General features: G+C 70.6%; 18 protein-coding genes. 4 read left to right on the top strand and 14 right to left on the bottom strand.

Features of this window, described 5'->3' with window-relative positions; all coding sequences use genetic code 11:
* The first annotated feature begins 19 nt into the window (after positions 1 to 19).
* Together ACFY10_RS17725 and ACFY10_RS17720 are read left to right on the top strand one after the other, a co-directional pair.
* Positions 20 to 1,576: an ABC transporter substrate-binding protein gene (locus ACFY10_RS17725; RefSeq protein ID WP_390666036.1), complete on the top strand. Its 1,557-nt coding sequence runs from the start codon at positions 20 to 22 to the stop codon at positions 1,574 to 1,576.
* 95 nt (positions 1,577 to 1,671) lie between these two features.
* Complete coding sequence (locus ACFY10_RS17720; protein WP_390666035.1) at positions 1,672 to 2,073, top strand: ATP-binding protein; 402 nt, start codon at positions 1,672 to 1,674, stop codon at positions 2,071 to 2,073.
* A gap of 15 nt (positions 2,074 to 2,088) precedes the next feature.
* Here ACFY10_RS17720 and ACFY10_RS17715 read toward each other — a convergent pair whose 3' ends face one another.
* The gene (locus ACFY10_RS17715; protein ID WP_390666034.1) at positions 2,089 to 3,549 is read right to left on the bottom strand and encodes an ATP-binding protein; all 1,461 of its coding nucleotides are present in this window, start codon (positions 3,547 to 3,549) and stop codon (positions 2,089 to 2,091) included.
* Complete coding sequence (locus ACFY10_RS17710) at positions 3,546 to 4,235, bottom strand: response regulator transcription factor (protein ID WP_390666033.1); 690 nt, start codon at positions 4,233 to 4,235, stop codon at positions 3,546 to 3,548. The genes ACFY10_RS17715 and ACFY10_RS17710 overlap by 4 nt, the downstream gene beginning before the upstream one ends.
* Positions 4,236 to 4,401: 166 nt before the next feature.
* On the opposite strand from ACFY10_RS17710, the gene ACFY10_RS17705 reads away from it, so the two are divergent.
* Positions 4,402 to 6,804, top strand: coding sequence for an MMPL family transporter (locus ACFY10_RS17705; RefSeq protein WP_390666188.1), 2,403 nt, complete (start codon positions 4,402 to 4,404; stop codon positions 6,802 to 6,804).
* Positions 6,805 to 6,828: 24 nt separating this feature from the next.
* Here the strand turns inward: ACFY10_RS17705 and ACFY10_RS17700 are convergent, their stop codons facing one another.
* The 7 genes from ACFY10_RS17700 to ACFY10_RS17670 form a co-directional block, all read right to left on the bottom strand.
* The gene (locus tag ACFY10_RS17700; RefSeq protein ID WP_390666032.1) at positions 6,829 to 7,560 is read right to left on the bottom strand and encodes a TetR/AcrR family transcriptional regulator; all 732 of its coding nucleotides are present in this window, start codon (positions 7,558 to 7,560) and stop codon (positions 6,829 to 6,831) included.
* A gap of 45 nt (positions 7,561 to 7,605) precedes the next feature.
* Positions 7,606 to 8,016, bottom strand: a complete 411-nt coding sequence (locus ACFY10_RS17695; RefSeq protein ID WP_390666031.1) for a VOC family protein — start codon at positions 8,014 to 8,016, stop codon at positions 7,606 to 7,608.
* Positions 8,017 to 8,144: 128 nt separating this feature from the next.
* Positions 8,145 to 10,886 (bottom strand): helix-turn-helix transcriptional regulator, encoded by a 2,742-nt coding sequence (locus ACFY10_RS17690; RefSeq protein WP_390666030.1) that lies wholly within the window; start codon positions 10,884 to 10,886, stop codon positions 8,145 to 8,147.
* Positions 10,887 to 10,999: 113 nt separating this feature from the next.
* The gene (locus ACFY10_RS17685; RefSeq protein ID WP_390666029.1) at positions 11,000 to 12,475 is read right to left on the bottom strand and encodes a penicillin-insensitive murein endopeptidase; all 1,476 of its coding nucleotides are present in this window, start codon (positions 12,473 to 12,475) and stop codon (positions 11,000 to 11,002) included.
* A gap of 4 nt (positions 12,476 to 12,479) precedes the next feature.
* Positions 12,480 to 14,432 carry a hypothetical protein gene (locus ACFY10_RS17680; protein WP_390666028.1) on the bottom strand — a complete coding sequence of 651 codons (1,953 nt, stop codon included), beginning with the start codon at positions 14,430 to 14,432 and terminating at the stop codon, positions 12,480 to 12,482.
* Positions 14,433 to 14,443: 11 nt separating this feature from the next.
* A complete protein-coding gene (locus tag ACFY10_RS17675) occupies positions 14,444 to 15,838 on the bottom strand; it encodes a hypothetical protein (protein ID WP_390666027.1) in 1,395 nt (464 codons plus the stop codon).
* A gap of 5 nt (positions 15,839 to 15,843) precedes the next feature.
* The gene (locus tag ACFY10_RS17670) at positions 15,844 to 16,827 is read right to left on the bottom strand and encodes a hypothetical protein (RefSeq protein ID WP_390666026.1); all 984 of its coding nucleotides are present in this window, start codon (positions 16,825 to 16,827) and stop codon (positions 15,844 to 15,846) included.
* 242 nt (positions 16,828 to 17,069) lie between these two features.
* Here ACFY10_RS17670 and ACFY10_RS17665 point away from each other — a divergent pair, with 242 nt between their 5' ends.
* Positions 17,070 to 17,816, top strand: coding sequence for a hypothetical protein (locus tag ACFY10_RS17665; protein WP_390666025.1), 747 nt, complete (start codon positions 17,070 to 17,072; stop codon positions 17,814 to 17,816).
* Here ACFY10_RS17665 and ACFY10_RS17660 read toward each other — a convergent pair.
* From ACFY10_RS17660 to sdhC, 5 genes are all read right to left on the bottom strand, one after another.
* Complete coding sequence (locus ACFY10_RS17660) at positions 17,778 to 18,881, bottom strand: hypothetical protein (RefSeq protein WP_390666024.1); 1,104 nt, start codon at positions 18,879 to 18,881, stop codon at positions 17,778 to 17,780. The genes ACFY10_RS17665 and ACFY10_RS17660 overlap by 39 nt on opposite strands.
* Before the next feature lie 523 nt (positions 18,882 to 19,404).
* Positions 19,405 to 20,178, bottom strand: a complete 774-nt coding sequence (locus ACFY10_RS17655) for a succinate dehydrogenase iron-sulfur subunit (RefSeq protein ID WP_390666023.1) — start codon at positions 20,176 to 20,178, stop codon at positions 19,405 to 19,407.
* The gene (sdhA, locus tag ACFY10_RS17650; protein WP_390666022.1) at positions 20,178 to 21,932 is read right to left on the bottom strand and encodes a succinate dehydrogenase flavoprotein subunit; all 1,755 of its coding nucleotides are present in this window, start codon (positions 21,930 to 21,932) and stop codon (positions 20,178 to 20,180) included. The genes ACFY10_RS17655 and sdhA overlap by 1 nt, the downstream gene beginning before the upstream one ends.
* Before the next feature lie 23 nt (positions 21,933 to 21,955).
* On the bottom strand, positions 21,956 to 22,438 hold the full coding sequence (locus ACFY10_RS17645; protein WP_390666021.1) for a succinate dehydrogenase hydrophobic membrane anchor subunit: 483 nt from the start codon (positions 22,436 to 22,438) through the stop codon (positions 21,956 to 21,958).
* Between the two features lie 5 nt (positions 22,439 to 22,443).
* On the bottom strand, positions 22,444 to 22,824 hold the full coding sequence (sdhC, locus tag ACFY10_RS17640) for a succinate dehydrogenase, cytochrome b556 subunit (protein ID WP_037884595.1): 381 nt from the start codon (positions 22,822 to 22,824) through the stop codon (positions 22,444 to 22,446).
* Positions 22,825 to 22,849: the final 25 nt, after the last annotated feature.

Here is a 22,849-nt window from a genome sequence, read left to right as displayed (position 1 = left end):
GGCCCGGGGAGGGCAACCGATGCGCTCGGTTCGCATGCGGATTCTTGCGACACTGCTGGTACTGGCGGGTGTAGGGGTGGGCGGCTGGCAGCTGCTGCCCTCGCAGGAGAACACCGACAGGACCATCGAGGTCGGCACGACGGACGAGGTCACCTCGCTCGATCCGGCCGGGGCCTATGACGCGGGCTCCTGGGCCTTGTTCAGCAACGTTTTCCAGTCACTGCTGACCTTCGAGCCGGGCGGCGCCTCGCCGGTGCCCGACGCGGCAAAGAGCTGCGGCTTCGTGGGCAGCCAACTGACCACCTACCGCTGCACGTTGCGGACGGGGCTCACCTTCCCCAGCGGCCGCACGATGACCGCCGAGGACGTCAAGTACTCCTTCGACCGGGTCAAGGCGATCAATTCCGACGTCGGCCCGTCCTCCCTGCTGAGCACGCTCCACTCGGTCGACGCGAACGGCCTGACGGTCACCTTCCGCCTGTCCTCGCCCGACGCCACCTTCCCGTTCAAGGTGGCCACGGGGGCCGGCTCGATCGTCGACAGCCACAAGTACCCGAAGAAGGGCCTGCGCACCGACCCCGGCGCCGACGGCACCGGACCGTACGAACTGACGGCGTATACAAAGGGCAAGAAGGCGACTCTCGAGCCGAACACCCAGTACAAGGGCGCCATCCAGAAGACGGGCCGGCCCGTCGACCTGCTCTACTACGCCGACTCGGACGCCCTCGACAAGGCCTGGAACGCGAAGCAGATCGACGCCGCCACCCGCCAGCTGCCCCCCAAGGTCCTGTCCGGGCTCTCGGCGAGCGACCCGAACCAGCGCCTGGCCGAGTCCGACAGCTCCGAGACCCGCAACCTCTACCTCAACACCCGCGCGAACGCGCCCCTGCACGACGTCAGGGTCCGCCAGGCCATGGCCTGGCTGATCAACCGGGAGCAGCTCGCCGCCACGGTGTACCAGGGGACCGTCGACCCGCTGTACTCGCTGATCCCGACGGGCATCACCGGCCACACCACATCGTTCTTCGACGCCTACCCGAAGCAGGACACGACGAAGGCGAAGACCCTGCTCACCGAGGCCGGCGTGACGCTGCCGGTCCGCTTCACCTACGGCTACGGCAAGGGCCGCGGCTCCGCCGAGCAGGAGGCCGAGGCCATCAAGAAGCAACTGGAGTCGAGCGGCCTGTTCAAGGTGACCCTCAAGGGCTACGAGTGGTCCGACTTCCAGAAGCGCTGGGCGACCGGGAAGCTGGACGCCTACGCCGTCGGCTGGGTCGCCGACTACCCCGACCCCGACACCTTCGGCGCCCCGCTCGTCGGCACCGACGGCACCATGAACACCGGCTACAGCAACAAGGCGGTCGATCAGCTGATTCAGGCCAGCCAGCGATATGCCGACCGTGGCGAGGCGGCCTCGGACTTCAGCACGCTCCAGCAGGACGTCGCCCACGACGTGCCGGTCATCCCGCTGTGGCAGGGCAAGGAATACGTCCTCAGCAGCGAGGACGTCGGCGGCAGCCAGTATCTGGACGACGGCACCGGCGTGTTCCGGCTCTGGAGCCTTTCCTGGATCTGACGGAAGTTGCGGCGTTGACATTCGCCCCAGTGACGTCGGACGCTCACCTGACGCAGGACCATGTGACGGAGGTGTGCGCGGGGTGAGGAGCAAACGTGTTGAGACGCAACTCCTTCCGGCTGCCCCGGCATCCGGCTTCCGTCGGTCTGGCCCGGCGCCGGGTCCGGGACCATCTGGCCGACTGGGGGCACTTGCCGGACGATCCGGCGCTGGCGGACGCGGTGCTGCTCGTGTCCGAGCTGGCGACCAACGTCGTACGCCATGGCCCGCTCCTGGAGCGGGAGTTCGAGGTGGCGGTGACCGCGCTCGCCGACGGGTCCTGTCTCATAGAGGTGTCCGACGAGGGCCGGCTGGAGCCCCGATTACGGCTGGTCGGTGAGTGGGAGGAGGCCGGCCGCGGCCTGCAACTGGTGGAGAACATCGCGGCGGCCTGGGGGGTGTGGAGCAGAGGGCGCCACGGCAAGACCGTATGGGCGCTCGTCATGGTCAACCCCTGAGCGCCGGCCGTCGAGTCAGGGCCGTACGGCCGTCCGGGACGGCAGCGTGACCGTCACGGCCAGACCCTCGCCCGGTGACGTGCACACCGCGACCTCCCCGCCGTGCGCCTGCACCACCCCTTGCACGATCGCCAGGCCCAGCCCGCTGCCCGCGCCCCCGCCGGTCCGGAAGAAGCGGTCGAAGACCCGCGCGGCGTCCTCCTCGCACAGCCCCGGACCCTCGTCCGCGACACACAGCCGTACGACCCCGTCCTCCCGCTCCACTCCCAGCCGCACCGCCACGTCCGCGGGCGTGTGTGTGCGTACGTTGCCCACCAGGTTGCCCAGCACCTGTCTGAGCCCCGACTCGTCGGCGTGCACCAGCACGGAGCCGTCGGCCGCGACCTTGATGGGCCGTTCCGGCTGCTGCACCCGCAGGTCCTCGGCCGCGTCCCGCACCAGGCGGCTCACGTCGACGTTCCGGAAGCGCAGTTCGGGCTGCTGGTCGAGGCGGGCCAGGGTGAGCAGTTCGTCCACGAGCCGCCCCATGCGGTCGGTCTCCGCGAGCACCCGCTCCCAGGACCTCCTGCGCTCCTCCGGGTCGGTGAGCATGCCCTTGTCGTACAGCTGCAGATAGCCGCGTATCGCGGACAGCGGGGTGCGCAGCTCGTGCGAGGCGTCGGCGACGAAGCGGCGCAGCTGGGCCGCGCTGTCCTCGCGCGTGCGGTACGCCGACTCGACCTGGTGGAGCATGGAGTTGAGGGCGAGCCGCAGCTGTTCGACCTCCTGCGTCGGATGGTGGCTGGAGGGCACGCGCCGGGTCAGGTCGCCCTCGGCTATCGCCGTCGACGTCTCCACCATGTCCTCCAGCGGCAGCATCCGGCGCCGCACGCTGAACAGGGTCAGACAGGCGAGCAGCGCCAGCAACAGGCCGCCGACGGCGAAGTCGAGTCTGAGAGCCTTGGCCATGCCGCGGTGCAGGGCCTCGGTCGACGCGGCCATGAGCACGTACGTGCCGTCGGACAGCCGGACGGCTGTGACCCGGTACGTGTTGCCGTGCACCTTCACCTCGTGCGGATCGGTGTCCCGGGCGAGCGCCCGGGCGTCGTCGACCGCGCGGGCCAGGCCGGTCTGTGCCTCGGTGGGCTTGACGCCGAGGATGCCGACGGCCGCGCCCTTGCCGTCGACGGCCGTGTAGATCGAGTCCGGTGTCGAGCGCTCCTTGTCCGTGGAGTCCGGGACCAGGCGGTCGTGGACGAACGTCAGCGCGCCCAGGGAGTCGATCTGCCGGATCGTGAGCTGCGAACCGGCCAGCGAGTCGCGCATCTTGGTCAGCCCGCCGTCGATCTGGCCGATGAGGTAGTACCGCATGCCCATCAGGCTGATGGCGGTGGTCGCCACGATGCCGAGGGCGAGCAGGGCCACGTTCGCCAGGGTCAGCTTGGCGCGCAGGGAGTGGACGCCCCGCTTGGTGCACAGCGCGCGCGGGAGCCTCATGCCAGCCCGTATCCCACACCACGCCGCGTGGTGATCATCGGCGGCCCGAGCACGTCCAGCTTGCGCCGCAGATAACTGATGTAGGTCTCCACGACGGTCGACTCGGGCGGTGTGTGCTCGTACTGCCAGACATGGCGCAGGAGTTGCTCCTTGGGCACGATCCGGCCGCCGTTGCGCACCAGGAAGCGCAGCAGGGCGTACTCGGTGGGGGTGAGCTCGACGCTGCGGCCCGCGCGGTGGACGCTGTACGTCGTCTCGTCCAGCTCCAGGTCGCCGTAGCGCAGCGGGGGCCGCTGCGGCAGTACGTCGGCCGTGCGCGTGCGCCGCAGCACCGCGGTGATGCGGGCGACGACCTCGTCGATGTTGAACGGCTTGGTGATGTAGTCGTCGCCGAAGCCGAGGGCGCCGACGATCTCGGCGGGCGAGTCGCGTGCGGTGAGAAAGACCAGCGCCAGGTCGGGCCGCCTGGCGCGCAGTTCGCGCCCCAGGGCCCGCCCGTCCCCGTCCGGGAGCATGACGTCGAGCAGCGCCGCGTCGGGCCGGGTGCGCTCGGCGAGCGCGAGGGCCTCGCGGACGGTGCCCGCGATCATCACCTCGAACCGGTGGTAGCGCAGGGCGATGGCGAGGACGTCCGCGATGCTCGGCTCGTCCTCCACCACCAGCACGGTGCCTGGAGCCGTCGTCATGCCCCCAGTATCGGGCGGGCCACTGACAGTCGGGCCGGATCGGTCTTTGGAGTTCCTTGAGAGTCATGGCGATCGGTGTCCACGCGCGCGTGGCGCAGCCAATCCTGTTGCGCAGGACCTGGGGGGACCAACCGACGACGGCAAAGGAGCGTTGATCGTGGCGGCATTGGCACGGTGGTGCTATCGGCACCGGCTGGTGGTCCTGTTGCTGTGGGTGGGGGCGTTGTTCGGCCTGGGCTTCTCGGCCTCGACGGCGGGCACGAACTACGCGAACGTGTTCTCCCTCCCCGACACGGACTCCAAGAGCGCATACGACCTGATGGAGAAGGCCTTCCCGAACACCTCGGGCGACACCGACACGGTGGTGTGGAAGGTCGACCAGGGCTCGGTGAGGGACCAGGCGGTCCAGTCCCGGATCACACCCGCCCTCGACAAGATCGCGAAGATGAACGGCGTCGGCGAGGTGACCAGCCCGTACGCCGGCGCCCGGGGAGCCGCGCAGATCAGCCGTGACGGCAAGATCGCGTACGCCCAGCTGACCTTCGCCAAGCGCGCGAACGAGGTGCCCAAGGACCTCGTCCAGAACGTCGTCGACACCGCGCAGAACGCCGAACGCGCAGGTCTGCACGTCGAGTTGGGCGGCCAGGCCATCCAGCGTGTCCAGGAGCCGCCGCAGGGCCTGTCGGAGATGGTCGGCATCGTCGCGGCGGCCGTCGTGCTCTTCCTGGCCTTCGGCTCGTTCTTCGCGATGATGCTGCCGATCGCCATCGCGATCTTCGGCGTCGGCATGGGCCTGTTCTCCACCCAGCTGCTCAGCCACACCACCGACATCCCCGACATCGCCCCGCTGCTCGCCTCCCTGATCGGCCTGGGCGTCGGCATCGACTACGCGCTCTTCATCGTGACCCGGCACCGGAAGGGCATCCTGCGCGGCCTGGACCCGGAGGAGTCGGCGGTCACCGCCCTCAACACCTCCGGCCGGGCGGTCCTGTTCGCGGGCGGCACGGTCTGCATCGCCCTCGCCGGCATGCTGGTCACCCAACTGCGCTTCCTGGACGGCGTGGTCATCGGCACATCCCTGACGGTGGTGCTCAGCGTCCTGGCCGCCACGACCCTCCTCCCTGCCCTGCTGGGCTTCCTGGGCCCGCGTGTCCTCAGCCGCCGCCAGCGTCGGCGCCTCGCCGCGAGCGGCCCCGAGACCGAGCACGCGAGCGGCCTCGCGGCCCGCTGGTCGGACAACGTCCAGAAGCGTCCGCGCCGGATCGCCGCACTCGCCCTGGTCGTCATGGCCGTCCTCGCCATTCCCGTGCTGTCGCTCCGCCTCGGCGCCACCGACCAGGGCAACGACAACGCCTCGTCGACCACCAGGAAGGCCTACGACCTCCTCGCCGAGGGCTTCGGCCCCGGCTTCAACGGCCCGCTCCAGGTGGTCACCGCGGGCGGCGACACGGCCTCCCTCGTCAGGGACATCGGGTCGACCCCCGGCGTCGCGCGCGTGGCCGCGCTGCCGCCCGCGCAGGGCGTGACCGTGATCCAGGTCGTCCCGACGACATCGCCGCAGTCGAAGCAGACGGACGACCTGATCGACACCCTGCGCGACAAGGTGATTCCGAAGGCAGGGGCGGAAGCCCACGTGGGCGGCGTGACAGCGGTCTCCAAGGACTTCGCGTCGGTCACGGGCGACCGCCTGCCGCTCTTCATAGCGACGATCATCGGCCTCGGCTTCCTGCTCCTGCTCGTCGCCTTCCGCTCCCTGGTCGTCCCGCTGACGGCCGCCCTGATGAACCTGATCGCCGCGGCCGCCTCCTTCGGCGTGCTCGTCGCGATCTTCCAGTGGGGCTGGGGCCTGGATCTGCTGGGCCTCGGCAAGGAGGGCCCCATCAACGCCTTCCTGCCGGTCATCATGCTGTCGTTGCTGTTCGGGCTGTCGATGGACTACCAGGTGTTCCTGGTGAGCCGGATGCACGAGGAGTGGGTGCACACGCGCGACAACGCGCGCGCTGTCCGGGTCGGTCTGGCGGAGACCAGCCGGGTCATCAACTCCGCGGCCCTGATCATGGTCTGCGTGTTCCTGGCCTTCGTCCTCAGCGGCGACTCCGGGGCCGCGATGGCGGGCGTGGGCCTGGCTGCCGCGGTGGCCCTGGACGCGTTCATTCTCCGTACGGCACTGGTGCCGGCCGCGATGCACCTGCTCGGCAATTCCAACTGGTGGCTGCCGGCCTGGCTGGAGAAGCGGCTTCCGCACTTGGCCGTCGAGCCCAAGGAGGAGGCCGGGCCCGAAGCCGGTGAAGGTCCCGCCTCCGCCGTACACGGCTTCATACGCACCGCCGACGGAGAGCCGGTGGACGGCGCCGCGGTGACGCTGCTGTCGAAGGGCGGACGCCAGCTGGACCGGGTGACATCGCTGGCGGACGGCTCGTACATCGTGTCGGTACCGGCGCCGGGGACGTATCTGCTGGCGACGACCGCGACGTCGTACGGCTCACGTGCGGCACAGGTCGTGGTGGCGGACGGACCGCTGGTGTACGACGTGGAGCTGGCGGAGGGGGAGGTGGACGCGGTGAACTGACCGCGTCCGGAAGTTCACCGGCTCTCAGGACTTGCCGGGGTTCGGCAGCACCTTCGTCATCCCCGGCAAGAAGTCCGTGAACAGCTCGTGCACCTCCCGCACCAGCGGCCGCAGCACCCGGAACCGGGCCAGTGACACACCCCGAGCGGTCAGCCGTGCCCCCCGCTCGGCCAGGCGGTAGCTCCGCTCCCGCCCTTCCGTACGGTCGAAGATCCAGTACAGGACCAGCCCCATCTGGGAGAGCCACATCAGCTCGGGCAGGACGTCCCTCAGCTCCTCCGGGACCTTGGTCTTCGTCGCACCCGCCAGTACCTCCCGGTGGACGGAAATGGCCTCCACGCGCGCGTGCTCGGACTCGGGGGAGAACGGGCTGAGCGGGCTGTCCGGGTCGGCGGCGTTCTTGAAGAACTGCACCGCGAACTCGTGGTACGGCGTCGCGATGTCCAGCCACACCTTCAGCACGCCCGCCAGCCGCGCCTCCAGGTCGGTCTCCCGGGCGAGGACCTCCCGGATCGCCACCCGGTGCTCGGCGGCGAGGCGGTCGTAGAAGCCCTGGATCAGGTGTTCCTTGCCCTCGAAGTAGTAGTACGCGTTGCCGACGGAGACCCCGGCCTCCTTGGCGATGGCCCGCATCGTCGTCTTGTCGTAGCCGCGCTCCTGGAACAGCCGCATCGCGGTCTCCAGGATCAGCGCACGGGTCTGCTCGGACTTGCTGGGGTTGCCGCCCTCGTCGGGGCCGTCGTTCTTCGCGCGCACGGAACGAGAGCCTACGGGGTGACGCAGGAGCCGTCCTTCGCGGCCTCAGGGGCGGCGGCCGAGCTCCGGGCGCTTGCTGTAGTCGGTGAATCCGATGACGTTCCCCCAGGGGTCGGCGATCTCGGCGGTCCAGCCGGTGGCCACGGAGAAGGGTTCGTCGAGGAGCGTGATGCCCGCCGCGGCGAGGGAGCGGGCCGCTGTCCGCGCGTCGGCCACCTCGATCCACACGCGGGGAGAGGGCCACGGCGGCGACCGATGCCCCAGTTCCTCCTCCTGCCGCAGCAGGATCCCCGGTGTCTCGCCGCCGACCTTCAGCTGCGCGATCCCGGCCTCGTCGAACCGGAAGCCCACCTCGAAGCCGGCGCGCTCGTAGAAGTCGACCGCCGTGCCGAGGTTCCCGACGGGCAGCAGGACGTTGTCGAATCCGAGCAGTTCGTACGACTGGTCATCTGACATACCGTCAGAATAGGAGCGAGGGTGCGCGCACCGTGGGATGCGCGGCGATGTGCCGTCATTTGTCCGCGGATCGTCGTGGCTGGTCGCCCCACGCGGCGGAGCCGCATATCGATACAGCCCCGCGCCCCTTACGGGGCGTCCGGCAGCTTGTCCAGCAGGCCCATGCGGGACGTGATGCCCAGCTTGGTGTAGGCGTGGCTGAGGTGGAACTCGACCGTCTTGACGCTGAGGACCAGATGGCGGGCGATCTGGCGGTTGGTCAGTCCGGACGTGGCCAGGCGGGAGATCGCCAGTTCCTGCGGGGTGAGGGGGGAGTCCGGCACGATCGCCCCGCCGATGGCGGCCAGTTCGCGTTCGCAGTGGGCCGCGCTGGGGGCGGCGCCCAGCTCGGTGAAGGTGTGCAGGGCCCGGCGCAGTTGCCCGGCGGCGGCGGTCCGCTTGCCCGCGCGGCGTAGGAACGCGCCGTAGGCGAGGTGGACGCGGGCCCGGTTGAAGGGGTCCGGCACCTGCTCCGCGTGGCCGATCGCCTTGCGGAACGACCACTCCGCGGCGGCCGGCGCCCGGCGCGCCGCCAGCAGGGTGCCCCGTGCCCGGGCCGCCGCCGCCAGCTGGGAGTGCCGGCCCCGGTGGGCGGTGGGCGCGTCCAGGCCGTCCAGGATCCGCTCGGCCTGCCGGTGTTCCCCGAGCGCGGTCAGCGCGTCCGCCAGCAGATCACGCCAGGGTGCGACGACCGTCTCCGCCACCGACTCCCGCTGCAGCAGGGGCAGCAGCGCGCTCGCCACCTCGTCCTGCGCCCCCCGGGCCGCGGCCAACTGGGCCTGTGCCCTGGCCACATGGGCGAAGCTCGACACCCCGTGGCCGTATCCGCTGCTGTCCCGGGCCTTCGCGAGGTGCTCGGCGGCGCGCTCGGTGAGCCCCCGCAGGGCGAGCGCCGCCGCGGCGTCCGCGTGGGCGACCGGCTCCAGCCAGGCGAGGCCGCGGCCGGCCGCGGTCGACGCCGCCGCTTCCAGCTCGGCGAGAGCCACGTCCCAGTTCCCGAGGCGGAGTTCGGTCTCGCCCAGCAGGAGCTGGGACATCGCGCGCAGGGGCGCGGGCCCGCTCCGGCACAGGGGGGCCGCCGAGCGCAGGTCCGCCCGGCTGCCCTCCAGGTCGTCGGAGCCGAGCCGCAGCGCACTCCGGCCGAGCAGCAGGTCCACGTCCCCCGACTGGACGAGTACGGACTCCGGCAGCCCGGCCGCCCGTGCGATGCCCTCCTCGGCGGCACCCGTCAGGCCCAGCGCGGCCAGCTGTGCGTAGCGCAGCATTCCGCAGGTGAACGGCACGGGCGGCAGACTTTCGGCCCGCTGCGCCCAGCGGACGGCGGCCGCAGCCTCGCCCTGGAGGAGACAGACGTAGGAGAGCCGTTCCGCGATGCGCCGGGCCAGCGCCGGGTCGACGGCCGGATCGCAGTGCCGCCACGCGTCGTCGAGGAGCAGCCGGGCGCTGGGCGTCTCGCCCCGGACGAACGCCAGATGGCCGTGCGCGTACCGATGGGCCGCGCGTGCGGTGTCTCCCGGCAGTGAACGCACCAGATCGGCGGCCTCCTCCACCCGTCCGTCGCAGAGCAGCGCGTCCGCCGCCTCCACGGTCAGCCGCTCCCGCTCCGGCCGGGTCGTCGCCAGCCGGGAGGCGTGCGCGGCCATCGACGCGGCTCTCGACCAGTGGCCGGCGGCGGCCTGCCGGCGGGCGCCCGTGGCGAGGTCGGCGACCAGCGCCGGGTCCGGGCTGCGGCCCGCGAGCAACTGGTGCCAGGTACGGCCGGCGGTGTCCTTGCTGGCCTGCACCGCCCTGGTGTGCAGTGCGGCCCGCCGGGCCGGGCCCAGCTGGTGGTAGACGGCGGCCTGGATCAGCGGCTGCGGAAAGGCCAGCTCGGGCGGACCGCCCGCCGGGCCCTCCTCCAACAGCCCTTGTCCTACGGCCTGTTCGACCGCCGGCAGCGGGTTCTCCAGACCGGCGAGCTGCGCCACCCGGTGCAGCGTCGCCCGCAGCCCGAGCACACTCGCCGCCGCGACGAGGTCCCGGGCCGGGGGGTCGCAGTGCGCGAGGCGGTCCCGGACCAGCGACTCGTACGAACGGGGGGCGGGCAGGGGTGAGTCGGAAGCGGCCAGGACCTCCGGCTCCACCTCGCGGAGCAGGGCGCGCAGATGCAGCGGATTGCCCCGGGTGTGGGCGTGCAGCCTGCCGACCGCGTGCGGCGGCAGGCGCGTGGGCAGCAGCCGGTCGCACAGGGCGCCGGTCTGCTCGACGGTCAGGCCGTCGAGGGTGAGCCGGAGGGTCTCGTCGTCCGCCAGCAGCCTCCCCAGCCCTTTGGGAAGCCGGGCCTCGGCCGGTCCGTGGACGGCCAGCACGGTGAGGACCGGCTCGGACTGCAGGCGGCGCAGCACGAAGGTGAGGGCGTCCAGCGACGGGGCGTCCGCCCAGTGGGCGTCGTCGATGACGACCACGACGACTCTGTCCGCGGGGATCCGGTCGGCGAGGGCCAGCAGTCGTGCGCCGGCCGTGCTGGGCTCGTCCTGCGGGCCCGGTGCGTACTCGCCCACCGTGGTCTGTCTCAGGAGCTGGGTGAGTACGCCGTAGGCAAGTGCCGTCTCGTTCTCGGCGCCGCTGGCCTCCAATACGCGTACCCGGTCCGCCGTACGCAGGAAGCGGCGGACCAGGGCCGTCTTCCCGATGCCCGGCGGACCCTCGACGACCACCAGCCGCGAAGCACCGGCGCGGGCCTCACGCAGCCGGTCCTGCACCGCTCCGAGCTGCGGCTTCCGCCCGTAGAACGACAGTTCCCCGGCGTCGGCCGGTTGTTGAGTCCGGTACGGCAGCGCGTTCACCGGCATGTCGACGTCCACCCCCGTGAGTCGTCGGTGTTCCCAGGGCCATGGTGAGCGCCCTGTCATGTCGGTTCAATGCGTGTGCCGTTGAGTGGTTCGGCGGTCGGGGCCGACGGGACTCACCCCGCCAGGACGCGCACCGCGGGGACGGGCAGTGAGGCGAGCCTGCGCTGGACGAAGAAGGTGTTCTTGTTCTGGTCGAGGCCCGGTACGGGGCCGATCCACTGCCATCCCATCCTGGCGGCGTACTGCTCGGTGAAGCGCCGCCATTCGTCGGGGTTCGGATACCTGCGGTTCGCGTCGTGGAAGTAGACGTACGTCGAGCCGAACTCCGTGGCGTTGCCGATCGGGTTCGGGATCGCCCCGCCGAGCGCCCGCACGGCCACCGACCTTGCCGCGGCGGGCAGTTGGGCCCACGGCCGTTGCTGGAGGTCCAGGTAGGCACGGCGCTGGCCGCGGGGGATGCCGGGCGGGGCGGGCGGTCCGAAGGTGCCGCCCGTCCGGACGAAGTCGGCGCGGTTCATGTTCCGCCTGCTCGCACCCCAGCTCTTGAGGACCGGTTGCAGCGGGGTCGAATAGGCCCGCAGAAAGGCGTTGAAGGTCCGGTAGTAGGGGCGGGTGAGCAGCGCGTACCGGTTGAACATCGCCCAGATGACCGCATGGCTGTCCGCGTCGTCCCGGCCGCCCGACTCCCCGATGATGAACCGCGCGGTCCACTCGGCGTCGTCCTCGGTGAACCGGTAGGGCGCCTTGCCCTGGGCGCTCAGCACGCCGAGCCGCGGGGTCGCCGTGACCTCCAGGACCGGGCCGGAGCTCCTGCGGGCGGCGGACGCCGGTGCCGACGGCGACGGTGAGGCCGACGGCGGTGCGAAGCGCACATGCAGATGGTTGTCGTGGTTCTTCAGCGGGCGTACGCCGCGGACCTCCGGGTCGTTGAAGAAGATCACGTGGACCGGCAGCACGCCGTTGCCGTGCAGCAGGTCGACGAGTTCCTGAGTGAGCGCCCGCGAGTACGAGGGCTGACGCCAACTTGTCGGTCCCTGACGGGCGTTGGCCTTCACCGGGCGGATGTCCACGTCGAGGCCGAGCCGGTGCGAGACATGCCCGGGCAGCGGGCCGCCGCCGCTGCGGGACAGGTCCCGGATGTCGAGCACGGGCCCCCGGGGATGCGCCCGCCGCCAGGCGGCGGCGACGGCCAGCAGGGCACGGGCGGTCTCCGGCCGCCCGAACCGGTGCGCGGGCCTGCCCGTGGCGCGGAACCCCAGTCCGAACTCGGGGAGCTGATAGGCGATCGAGGGGTCCCTGGCCACTCCCGCGGCGGTGCGCAGCAGAGCCCAGGTGGCGGGCCCGATGACGCCGTCCGCCGGTGAAATGCCCTGTACCGCCTGCCACTTCCGCGTCTCGGCGCCGAGCGTGGCCCAGTCCCAGTGCGTACGCTGCCGGTCGAGGGCCCGCCGGACGGCCGGGAGGTGGGCCTCCCAGCCGAGCGAACGGGCGTAGGCGCGGTTGCGGGCGGTGGTGCCGCGCACGCGCCCGGCCCGGGCGACCGGCACGTGCCCGGTCCCGTTCCGCAGGGCGATCGGAGCGGCCGGCATGACCTCACTCCCCTTCCGGACGGCCGCGCCGAGCTGCGCCGGTACGTCCCGGCGGGAGCCCGGCGGGCCGCCGTTCGGGCTGCTTGCCGCGCGGCAGTTCCCGCGGTGCCCGGGCGGCGGCCCGCGGCAGCTGCGCCCTGGGCTCGGCCCGGCCCAGCTCGCGCCCGCCCCGCTGGTCGGAGCCCGCGGCGACGGCGTGCCGGCCCTGCTGCTCCAGCAGCCTGCGCCGCAGATGCACGGCCGGCATGGTGGCGTCGATGCGCGCGTCCGTGCGCTCCAGGCCGAGGTCGACCCCGGTCACCGAGCGGTACGAGTGCAGGTACCCCTGGATCTCCGAACGCCAGTAGCGGGCCCAGTTCGCCGCCTGGGTACGGTCGTTGACCGCGTTCCAGTTGCCGTACCGGATCGACAGGAGCAGCTGCTCGCCGAACCGGCCGAGGTCGCGGAAGTGGATGACGGTGTCCGGGGTCCAGCCCTGGAGCCGCTTCATGGTGTCGACGCGGTCCATCCACTGCTCGGGGTAGGCGACCATCGTGCGGCCGGGCAGGAACTCGCGCATCTCCGGGCGGGCCAGCAGCCACTCCTCCATGAGCATCTCCTGGCGGGCCGTCCAGGGCAGGTCGCCGTACTGGTTGTGCTGTCCCTCGGTCAGCAGCAGATGGACGTCCTTGAGCGCGTTGAGCACCGGGAAGCCGTCCGCGATGATCGTGGTGTCGTCGTCCTCGCGGAAGAAGACCGACGTCAGACTCAGCAGGGTGTGGAAGGCCTCCAGGAACCGGGGACGGCTGTCCACCGGTCGCAACGGCGGTCCGCCCGGCGCCAGTTGGGTGATCCCGTACTGGTGGTCGTACTCGTAGGCCCGGCGCAGCGGCGACAGCCGGTTCTGCTCGTCCTGTACGTAGCCCCACATCAGCTGGTTGAGGGCGCGCAGCGGATCGATGTCGACGTGGGCCAGCGGATCGTAGTCGCCGGGGCCGTGCAGGTTCTGGAAGCGCGCGGCGATCGCCTCGGTCGACTGGACCAGCATGCCCTCCTCGTGCCAGTACGACCAGATCAGTTCGAGGAAGCAGGGAAAGGTCAGCTTGTCGCGCAGGATGCCGAAGCACTCCACGCCGAACTTGTCCGCGTCCGTGATCGCCAGCTCGCCCAGCTTCAGCCGGATCACCCCGAGGTAGGGCAGCAGCGCCAGGTCCTGTTCGTCCGGGCGGCGTTCACCCGGGGAGTGCGCCGAGATGTAGCGCAGCCAGCGCTGCTGGATGGCCCGCCCGAAGGCGTCGCCGTCCACGTCGCCCGACTCGCCGTAGCGGCGCCGCTCCTCCTCCAGGTCGACCCCCTCGAACGGAGACGTCAGATCGTGGCTGTCGACGAGGACCCCGCACCGCACGATCAGGAACACCTCGGTGGCGACCTTCAGCAGCCGGTACGCGTCCACGCCGGGGAAGGGCAGGGCGCGCGGCCCGATCGACTTGCGCGGCTCGCGGGCGCCCGGCAGCGGTGCGATGTTGCACATGATCGGGTCGATGAACGCGCTGTACTCGTTGAACGAGATCCGGTCGGTGGAGCGGCGGATCGCCGTCCACAGCGCCTGGTCGTCCGTCGGGTCCGAACCCGCCCTGCGCAGCTGGACGTTGATGCTGTCGCCGGCGGCGAACGGCCGCACCTGCACGGTGAGGTCGGCGGTGCCGACGTCGTCCGCGACACCGGGGCTGCGGAACGTCACGCGGGCGGTGTAGGCGCCGGGCTGCTGGTCGTCCGGGACGTCCCAGACGGCCCGGACGGGATCGGTCGGGTCGCCGGGCAGCGGGCCGAAGCCGAGGATTTCCCAGGTGATGGTGGTCGCCGCCTCCGCGGCGGTGGGTTCGGTGGTTCCGCCGGCGGTCTGCCGACTGGGAGTGGCGAACAGCGAGACTCGTCCGCCCTGTTGGATCTGCTGGGGCCGTACTTCGATCGTGGCCATGGACGGCCTCCTCAACGGCTGTCGAGCGCGGAGCGCTCCGCTTGATGTGCGGCTATGGGTTGTCGGTTGTCTGCGGCGCCGTCGTGGCTGGTCGCGCAGTTCCCCGCGCCCCTAAAAGGCGCGGCTGCCGCCCCGTCCAGGGCGTCGAGCGTGCTGGAGAGCGCCCAATGGGTGATCAGCTCCCCGAGCAGGCGGCTCTCCTCCTCCGGGGTGATCAGCGCGGCGGCCCTGGCCTGGCCGAGGACCGCGAAGACGAGCGTGGGCGGTGCGGTGCGCAGCAGCGCGGGCTGCCGTACCCAGCGCCGGTAACGCGCCAGCAGCAGGGCGGGGGTACGGCTGGAGCGGGGCATCAGATCGGCCAGCCGGGCACCGCTCAGCGAGGGCGGACGATGGCCCGCCAGCAGCCGGACGAAGCGGGGCATGGACCGTTCGAGGATCCCGGTCAGCGCGCGCAGCTCCCGCGGGGCGCGGCGCGGCGGATAGAGCGTGGCCCACAGCGCGCTCAGCTCCCGCCACTGGGGATGCGGATACAGGGCGTCGCCCATGGCGCAGCTGAGCCGGACCCTGATGTAGGGGAACGGATGGGGGTCGTCGAGGGCCGGGGCGAGCACCAGCCGGCGCGGCAGGCTCACCACCGCCATCAGCCCCAGGGTGCCGCCGATGCCGAGCTTCCCCACGGCGAAGAGATCCGCGAGCACCTCGGAGAGGGTCAGCCCCCAGTAGCGGAAGGCCGTCCGCTCGGCCGCCGTACGGGCATGCCGCTCGATGTCGTACAGCACGGGCCGCAGCGACCCCAGCAGCCCGAGCTGGGCGACCGCCTGATGCCCGACCTCGTGGACCAGCGAGGAGCCGATCCCGTACCCCACCATGCGCTCGCGCGGTATCCGGATCAGTGAGACTGGGCTGCGGCCGCCGCCGGGGATGCGGGTGTGCACCCGGCGGATCGCGCCGCCCGGGCCGCGGGCGAGGTAGCAGACGATCGGCGGCGGGTCGGCGAGCGGTGTGCCCGGTGTGGTCAGCGCGTCGACGGCCGCGACGTCGAGCCCGGCGAGCTGCACCCCGATGTCACGCTCGCTGCGCTGCGTGACCGCCGACTGGAAGAGGTCGAAGTGGGTCAGTACGGAGTTGAACTCCCAGCGCAGCAACGAGAATTGATGCTGCTGCCACTCGGGGTCCCTCTCCCCGCCCGGCCCGTCCAGCCACTCCAGATACGCACCGACCCGGCCCCGGAGTCTGGCCCGCCCCTCCATCAGGAAGCGCTCGATCGCGCTCTGGGCGGCGGCGGACGGTGCGGCGGCAGGCACCATGGTCTCGTGCAGTGCGAACGGCGTGACCCGGTCCAGCCGGGTCAGCAGTGCGCGGGCCTCGCCTTCGAGCAGCGCGGTGGCTGCCGGCCGCAGGTCCATGGCGGTCAGGCCCCCATGATGACGATCTTGCGGCCCTGTCGGACCCAACGACCCGACCGTGCATGGCCGTTGTGGTGGCCGCCCGGGTGCATCCCCTCGGCGTGTCCCCAGCCCTCTTCCCGGGCGCGCCTCTCCTCCTCGGCGCGCCCCCACTCCTCGTCCTCTTCCTCCTCCTCGGCGTGCTCCCAGCCACGCTCCTCACCGAACTCGCGCTGCTCCTCGCGGCGCCCCCACTCCTCGCGCTGCTCCTCGCCCTGACGCCATTCCTCGAGCCCCTTGGAGCCGCCCCACTCCTCCTTGGCAGCGGGGGCGCCGGGGGCGTCCGGTGCCGCGGCCGGCTCGTCGACGTACACGGGCACGGGGCCCGGCCAGTACCAAGGCGCCGGAACGGAGAAGGCCCGGAAGCGCCGGGCCACTCCCGGTGCGTAGCGGCGTGCCGCGGAGTGGACGGCCTGCTGTGCCAGGGACCGCGGGGCCGTCCGGCGCGAGCCGAACGCCGCGTTCCGTGCGGCGGCACCGCTGAGGGCGACGAAGCGCCGGGCGGTCTCGAACTCGTACTCCTCGTGGTCGAGGCCCTCGCCCTCCACCTCGAACAGGTTGCTCGCCCAGCTGCCCAGTTTGGAGCCGACCGCCGTGCCGAGGCCGGGGGCGATCGCCGTCCCGACGGCGCCTCCGATGGCCGGCAGCGCCTGCTTGGCGACGTTCTTGAGGATGCCGCCGAGCTGCTTGCCGACCGAGGAACGCAGGAAGCCCCCGGCCTTCTTCGCCGCGGCCTTCAGCCAGTTGCCCAGGAACTGCTCCAGCTCCTCCTCGGAGGTGACCCCCAGCAGCTCGGTGGCCAGCTGGACTTCCTCCTCCTCGCTGAAGGGGCTCTCCAGCGACTCGGGCACCCGCTCCGCGCGACGCTCCTCGCGGTACTCCTCGGCGCCGAACTCCTCTTCCTCTTCCTCCCGGTAACGCCTTTCGTATTCCTCTTCGTACGGCTGCATAGAGATCAGCCCCTCCCGGCCCTGAGCCGACGCGACCTGTCCGGACCCCTGAACCAGGGCCTGGAACGGCAACGTTGGCAGCGCACGGGGTACGGCGTCGCCAGGGGCGGACCTGGGGAAAACCCTGGGGTGGCCGGACCCCAGGGGTGTCAAGGGCGGCCTGGGCCTGCCTGCCCCGCCTGCCAAGGGACGTGTCATGAAGCCTTCAGTACTCTTCAGACTGAACGCGGGAGGGGAAGCCGGTGGGCCGTGTGCGAATAGCCTTCGGGCTGCTGGTGGTAGTCGGCGGCACGACCTGGTTGCTGGGCGGTGGATCAGCCATCCGGGCGGGTGGGCGCTGGGCTCTGTCGGCGATGCCCTATGCGCTGGCCGTGATGGGGCTGTTGCTGATACTTCGCGCTGCGGTGCCCAAGGGGTTGCTGGCCGGGCCTGTGGTGCTGGTTGCGGGGGGTGGCGTCTGGGCCGCGTACAACGCCGGGGCCTTCGACGGCAGTGCTGCCCATCAGATCCTGCCGGTCGTGGTGATCGTTCTGGGCGCGGCCCTCTCTCTGGGCGTACCGACCCAGTCCCGTCCGCGGGAGCACGATCATCCCCTGCGGCGCTACCGGAGCGTTCTGGTACCCGTGGACCGGCGGGTGGTCACCGCCGGCGTGCCCTTGCGGAGCCTGACGGTCAGTTCCTACTTCGGGAACGCGGTGATCGACCTGTCGGGCGCGGAGTTCACGGGCTTCGCCTCACCGAATGACCGCCTGCGGGTCCTCCAGGCCGACATCACCGTGCTCTTCGGGAGGGTGGAGCTCGTCGTGGGACCGTACTGCGCGGTGGTGAAGGGGAACGTGGAGAACGCCCCGGCTGTGCACTTCGCGGATCGTGTCGCGGTGTATCCAAACGAGCGCGAGTACCTGGACGGCGGAGGGCTGCGGCAGCCGCAACGGGTGGTGCTGAACGTGCTAGGACTCGGCGGCTCCGTCGCGATCAGTTCGCTGTAGGACGTCCTGGTCGTCGGACGGGTGCACCATATTGGTGTCCTTGAGATCCAGGCTGGTGTCGAGCCGGTGGAGGTTGTCGGCGGCCAGGAACGTGGAGATCTTGCCGTTCAGCGCCACGACCGACCTGGCGTCCGTCGGGATGTCGTAGTGGAAGGCCCTGATCAGGTCGAACCGGTGCAGGTCGAATGCCGAGCTGAGCAGCGTGCCGTGGTAGAGCGCCGCAGCCACCGCTCCCCGGTAGGACAGGACCGCCATGCAGGCCGGCGCCAGCGGGAGCAGGGACCAGGCATCGAGGCGGGCGATGAGCGGGATCGTCGCGACCGTGGCCACGCCGAGCGAGACGGACAGGGACGCGGCAGCCGATATGAGGTCCATCTGCTGGTTGACGGCGCCTTGCAGGCGAGGCGAGGTGAAGGCGTACAACCTTGGTGCCACGGTCGGCATGTCAAGGCCGTACCGGTCGCCGGAGAGTCGCTCGCCGCGCCTGAGGGCGTTGCCCAGCAAGGTGGGCATCACCTCTCCGTCCCGGTCCCTGACAGTTCTCCCGGCATCGCGTATCTCCACGGGATAGCCGCGCCGGATCCGCCGGGATCTGGCGACGGCGCGAGCCCTCCTCGCGGCGGCACGGTCCACGGCGGCGAGTTCGGCGAGGGGGCGTCTGCCGACGGTCGCCTGCGGGGCGGCAGGGCTCGCGGCACCGTGTGCTACGTCCAGGATGGCTCGGTTCCGTCGCCGCCTGTGCCATTCCACCGCGGCCCCGTGCAGCGGCGCCAGGGGTGAAGGCGGGTTCCAGTACCCCTCGAGGAGTTGGACGACAGCTGCCTCGAACGGTCGGATCAGCACCCCGCCGAGGAAGGCGATCAGCAGGAACAGTCCGACACCGAAGGCGTCCTTCGTCGTCGGCATGACCGCACTGAAGTCCGCGTGGGCGTGGGGATCGTACAGGTGCGCTCGTACGAGGACCGCGATGACGGTGATGACCAGGAAGGTGGGCAGCACGCTGATCAGGCTGAATCGCGAGCCTCCGAGCACCTTGCTCCCGGCGGAGATCAGTCCGTTCAGCATGCTGCTGGTCCCTTCAGTGCTGCTGTCGGGCGGCTATGGCATAGCGCTGGTACGCGTGACGGCAGTCGGTGCGCCGGGGAGGCGTGGTCTTCCGGTGGGGAGGGGCGGCTTGGCACTGGGGGCAGGCCCAGATGTCCTGGGTGTGGTGGGTGATCGGATCGAACCGGTTCCCGGACTCGATCCGGCGGCTGAGCATGTCCTCCCCACACCCGCACCGTTGAGGCGGCGCGGTCGCCGCTGTCTTCCGGGTGGGCTGCTCGCAGTCGGTCCTCTTGCAGACGTGTACGTACTCCCACTCCTCGGTGGCCGATCCGTAGGAGTCACCCGCCCAGCTCCAGAGGGCATGCTCGCTTCTCAGCGCCAAGCCCCCGAAGTCCGCGCCCCAACGTGCTCGGTTCACGCCCACCCCCGACGTAGGTGCATCGAGTATGCCGTCAACTCCCGTGTGCGCACACCATGTCCACGACGAAGGCCCCCTTCCCAAGCGGGAACGGGGCCTTCGGTGAGGTAGGGGAGGGGAACCTCAGAAACGGCGCGTGATCAGCGCCCGCTTCACTTCCTGGATCGCCTTCGTGACCTCGATACCGCGCGGGCAGGCGTCCGTGCAGTTGAAGGTCGTGCGGCAACGCCACACGCCGTCACGGTCGTTGAGGATCTCCAGGCGCTGCTCGCCGGCCTCGTCGCGCGAGTCGAAGATGAAGCGGTGCGCGTTGACGATGGCGGCCGGGCCGAAGTACTGCCCGTCGTTCCAGAACACCGGGCACGAGGACGTGCACGCGGCGCAGAGGATGCACTTCGTCGTGTCGTCGAAGCGCTCGCGGTCCTCGGCGGTCTGGAAACGCTCGCGCGTGGGCTCGTTCGTGTCCTTCGTGATGAGGAAGGGCATGACGTCCCGGTACGCCTGGAAGAACGGCTCCATGTCGACCACGAGGTCCTTCAGGACCGTCAGGCCCTTGATGGGCTCGACCGTGATCGGCTTCTCGGGGTTGATGTCCTTGATGAGGGTCTTGCAGGCAAGACGGTTCTTGCCGTTGATCCTCATCGCGTCCGAGCCGCAGATGCCGTGGGCGCAGGAACGGCGGAAGGTCAGCGTGCCGTCGACGTCCCACTTGATCTTGTGGAGGCCGTCGAGGACGCGCTCCTTGGGGTCGATCTCCAGCTGGAAGTCTTCCCAGACCGCCTCCGCCGAGACCTCGGAGTTGAAGCGGCGGATGCGGAAGGTGACCGTGATGTACGGGGAGTCGGCGAAGCCGGGCTCGGGGGCCGCGTCCGCCTTCTCCAGAGTCGGGGTTGCCATCAGTACTTACGCTCCATCGGCTGGTAGCGGGTCTGGACGACCGGCTTGTAGTCGAGACGGATGGACTCGGTGCCGTCGTCGCCCACCTCGCGGTACGCCATGGTGTGGCGCATGAAGTTGACGTCGTCGCGGTTCGGGTAGTCCTCGCGGTAGTGACCGCCGCGGGACTCCTTGCGGGCCAGCGCCGACACCGCCATGACCTCGGCCAGGTCGAGCAGGTTGCCCAGCTCGACGGCCTCGAGCAGGTCGGTGTTGAACCGCTTGCCCTTGTCCTGGATCGCGACGTTCTTGTAGCGCTCGCGCAGCTCGGCGATCTTCTCGACCGCGGTCTTGATCGTCTGCTCGGTGCGGAACACCATGACGTTCGCGTCCATGGTCTCCTGCAGCTCCTTGCGGAGCGTCGCCACGCGCTCGGTGCCGGTGGACGTACGCAGCTGCTCGATCTGCGAGACGACCAGCTCCGCCGGGTTCTCCGGCAGCTCGACGTAGTCCGCCTTCTGGCTGTACTCCGCCGCCGCGATGCCCGCCCGACGGCCGAACACGTTGATGTCCAGCAGCGAGTTGGTGCCGAGACGGTTGGCGCCGTGCACCGAGACACAGGCGACCTCGCCGGCCGCGTACAGGCCCGGGACGACCGTCGTGTTGTCGCTCAGGACCTCACCCTCGACGTTCGTCGGGATGCCGCCCATGGCGTAGTGCGCGGTGGGCTGGATCGGGATCGGGTCCGTGTACGGCTCGATGCCGAGGTACGTGCGCGCGAACTCGGTGATGTCCGGGAGCTTGGCGTCCAGCTGCTCCGGCGGGAGGTGCGTGAGGTCGAGGTAGACGTGGTCGCCCTCGGGACCGCAGCCCCGCCCCTCGCGGATCTCCGTGTAGATGGAGCGCGAGACGACGTCACGCGACGCGAGGTCCTTCATGACCGGCGCGTACTTCTCCATGAAGCGCTCGCCGTCCTTGTTGCGGAGGATGCCGCCCTCACCACGGGCGCCCTCCGTCAGCAGGATGCCCATGCGCCAGATGCCGGTCGGGTGGAACTGGAAGAACTCCATGTCCTCCAGCGGCAGCCCGCGACGGTAGACGGCGGCCTGGCCGTCACCGGTCAGGGTGTGCGCGTTGGACGTCACCTTGAAGAACTTGCCGCAGCCGCCGGACGCGTAGATCACGGCCTTCGCCTGGAAGACATGGATCTCGCCGGTCGCGAGCTCGTACGCCACGACACCGGCCGACTTCTTGACGCCGTCGACCTCGGTGATCAGCTGGTCGAGGACGTAGAACTCGTTGAAGAACTCCACGCCCTCCTTGACGCAGTTCTGGTACAGCGTCTGGAGGATCATGTGGCCGGTGCGGTCCGCGGCGTAGCAGGACCGGCGGACCGGGGCCTCGCCGTGGTTGCGGGAGTGACCGCCGAAGCGGCGCTGGTCGATCGTCCCGTCGGGCGTCCGGTTGAACGGCAGGCCCATCTTCTCCAGGTCGAGGACCGAGTCGATGGCCTCCTTCGCCAGGATCTCGGCGGCGTCCTGGTCGACCAGGTAGTCACCGCCCTTGACCGTGTCGAAGGTGTGCCACTCCCAGTTGTCCTCCTCCACGTTGGCCAGCGCAGCGGCCATGCCGCCCTGCGCGGCGCCCGTGTGGGAGCGGGTGGGGTAGAGCTTGGTCAGCACGGCGGTGCGGCTGCGCTTCGTGGACTCGATGGCCGCGCGCATGCCCGCGCCACCTGCGCCGACGATGACGGTGTCGTACTTGTGGATCTTCATGAGTGGTTGCCTCAGCCCCGTGCCTAGCGGATGTTCGGGTCGAAGGTGAAGATCACCAGCGTGCCCAGCAGGATGGTGAACACCGTGGCGGTGTAGAGCAGGCCCTTGAGCCACAGCCGGGTGTTCGCGCGCTCCGCGTAGTCGTTGATGACCGTGCGCAGGCCGTTGGCGCCGTGCAGCATCGCGAGCCACAGCATGAGGAGGTCCCAGACCTGCCAGAAGGGGCTCGCCCAGCGGCCGGCCACGAAGGCGAAGCCGATCTTCGACACACCGCCGTCCAGCACGAGCTGGATCAGCAGGTGGCCGAGGACGAGGACGACCAGCACGATGCCCGACAGGCGCATGAAGAGCCAGCCGTACATCTCGAAGTTGCCCCGGGTCGACTTCGGGGTCTTCTTGGTCCGCTTGCGCGGGGCCTCGATCAGGGGCGCCGGGTTGTCGACGTTGTGGACGGAGTCGCCCTCGACGGGGCCGATCCCGGACGCGGCGGTTTCAGTGGTGGCCATCGGTCTCAGCTCCCGAACAGTTCACGAGCGGCGTGGCCGAGGACGGGGTAGATCGCCCCGAGCATCAGCACGACCCACAGGCCCACGACGGACCAGAGCATCTGCTTCTGGTAGCGCGGGCCCTTCGACCAGAAGTCGACGGCGATGACGCGCAGGCCGTTCAGTGCGTGGAAGAGGATGGCCGCGACGAGGCCGTACTCCAGCACAGCGACGATCGGGGTCTTGTACGTGGCTACGACCTTGTCGTAGTCCTCGGGGGAGACACGGACGAGAGCGGTGTCCAGCACGTGAACGAACAGGAAGAAGAAGATGAGGACGCCGGTGACTCGGTGAGCCACCCAGGACCACATTCCTTCCCGGCCGCGGTACAGCGTTCCAGCCGGCACGGAAGTCCCTCCGGGAGCGGGGATT

This window comes from Streptomyces sp. NPDC001401 (genome assembly GCF_042895385.1).
Lineage (GTDB): Bacteria > Actinomycetota > Actinomycetes > Streptomycetales > Streptomycetaceae > Streptomyces.
This window is presented reverse-complemented; position numbering and strand designations above follow the sequence as displayed.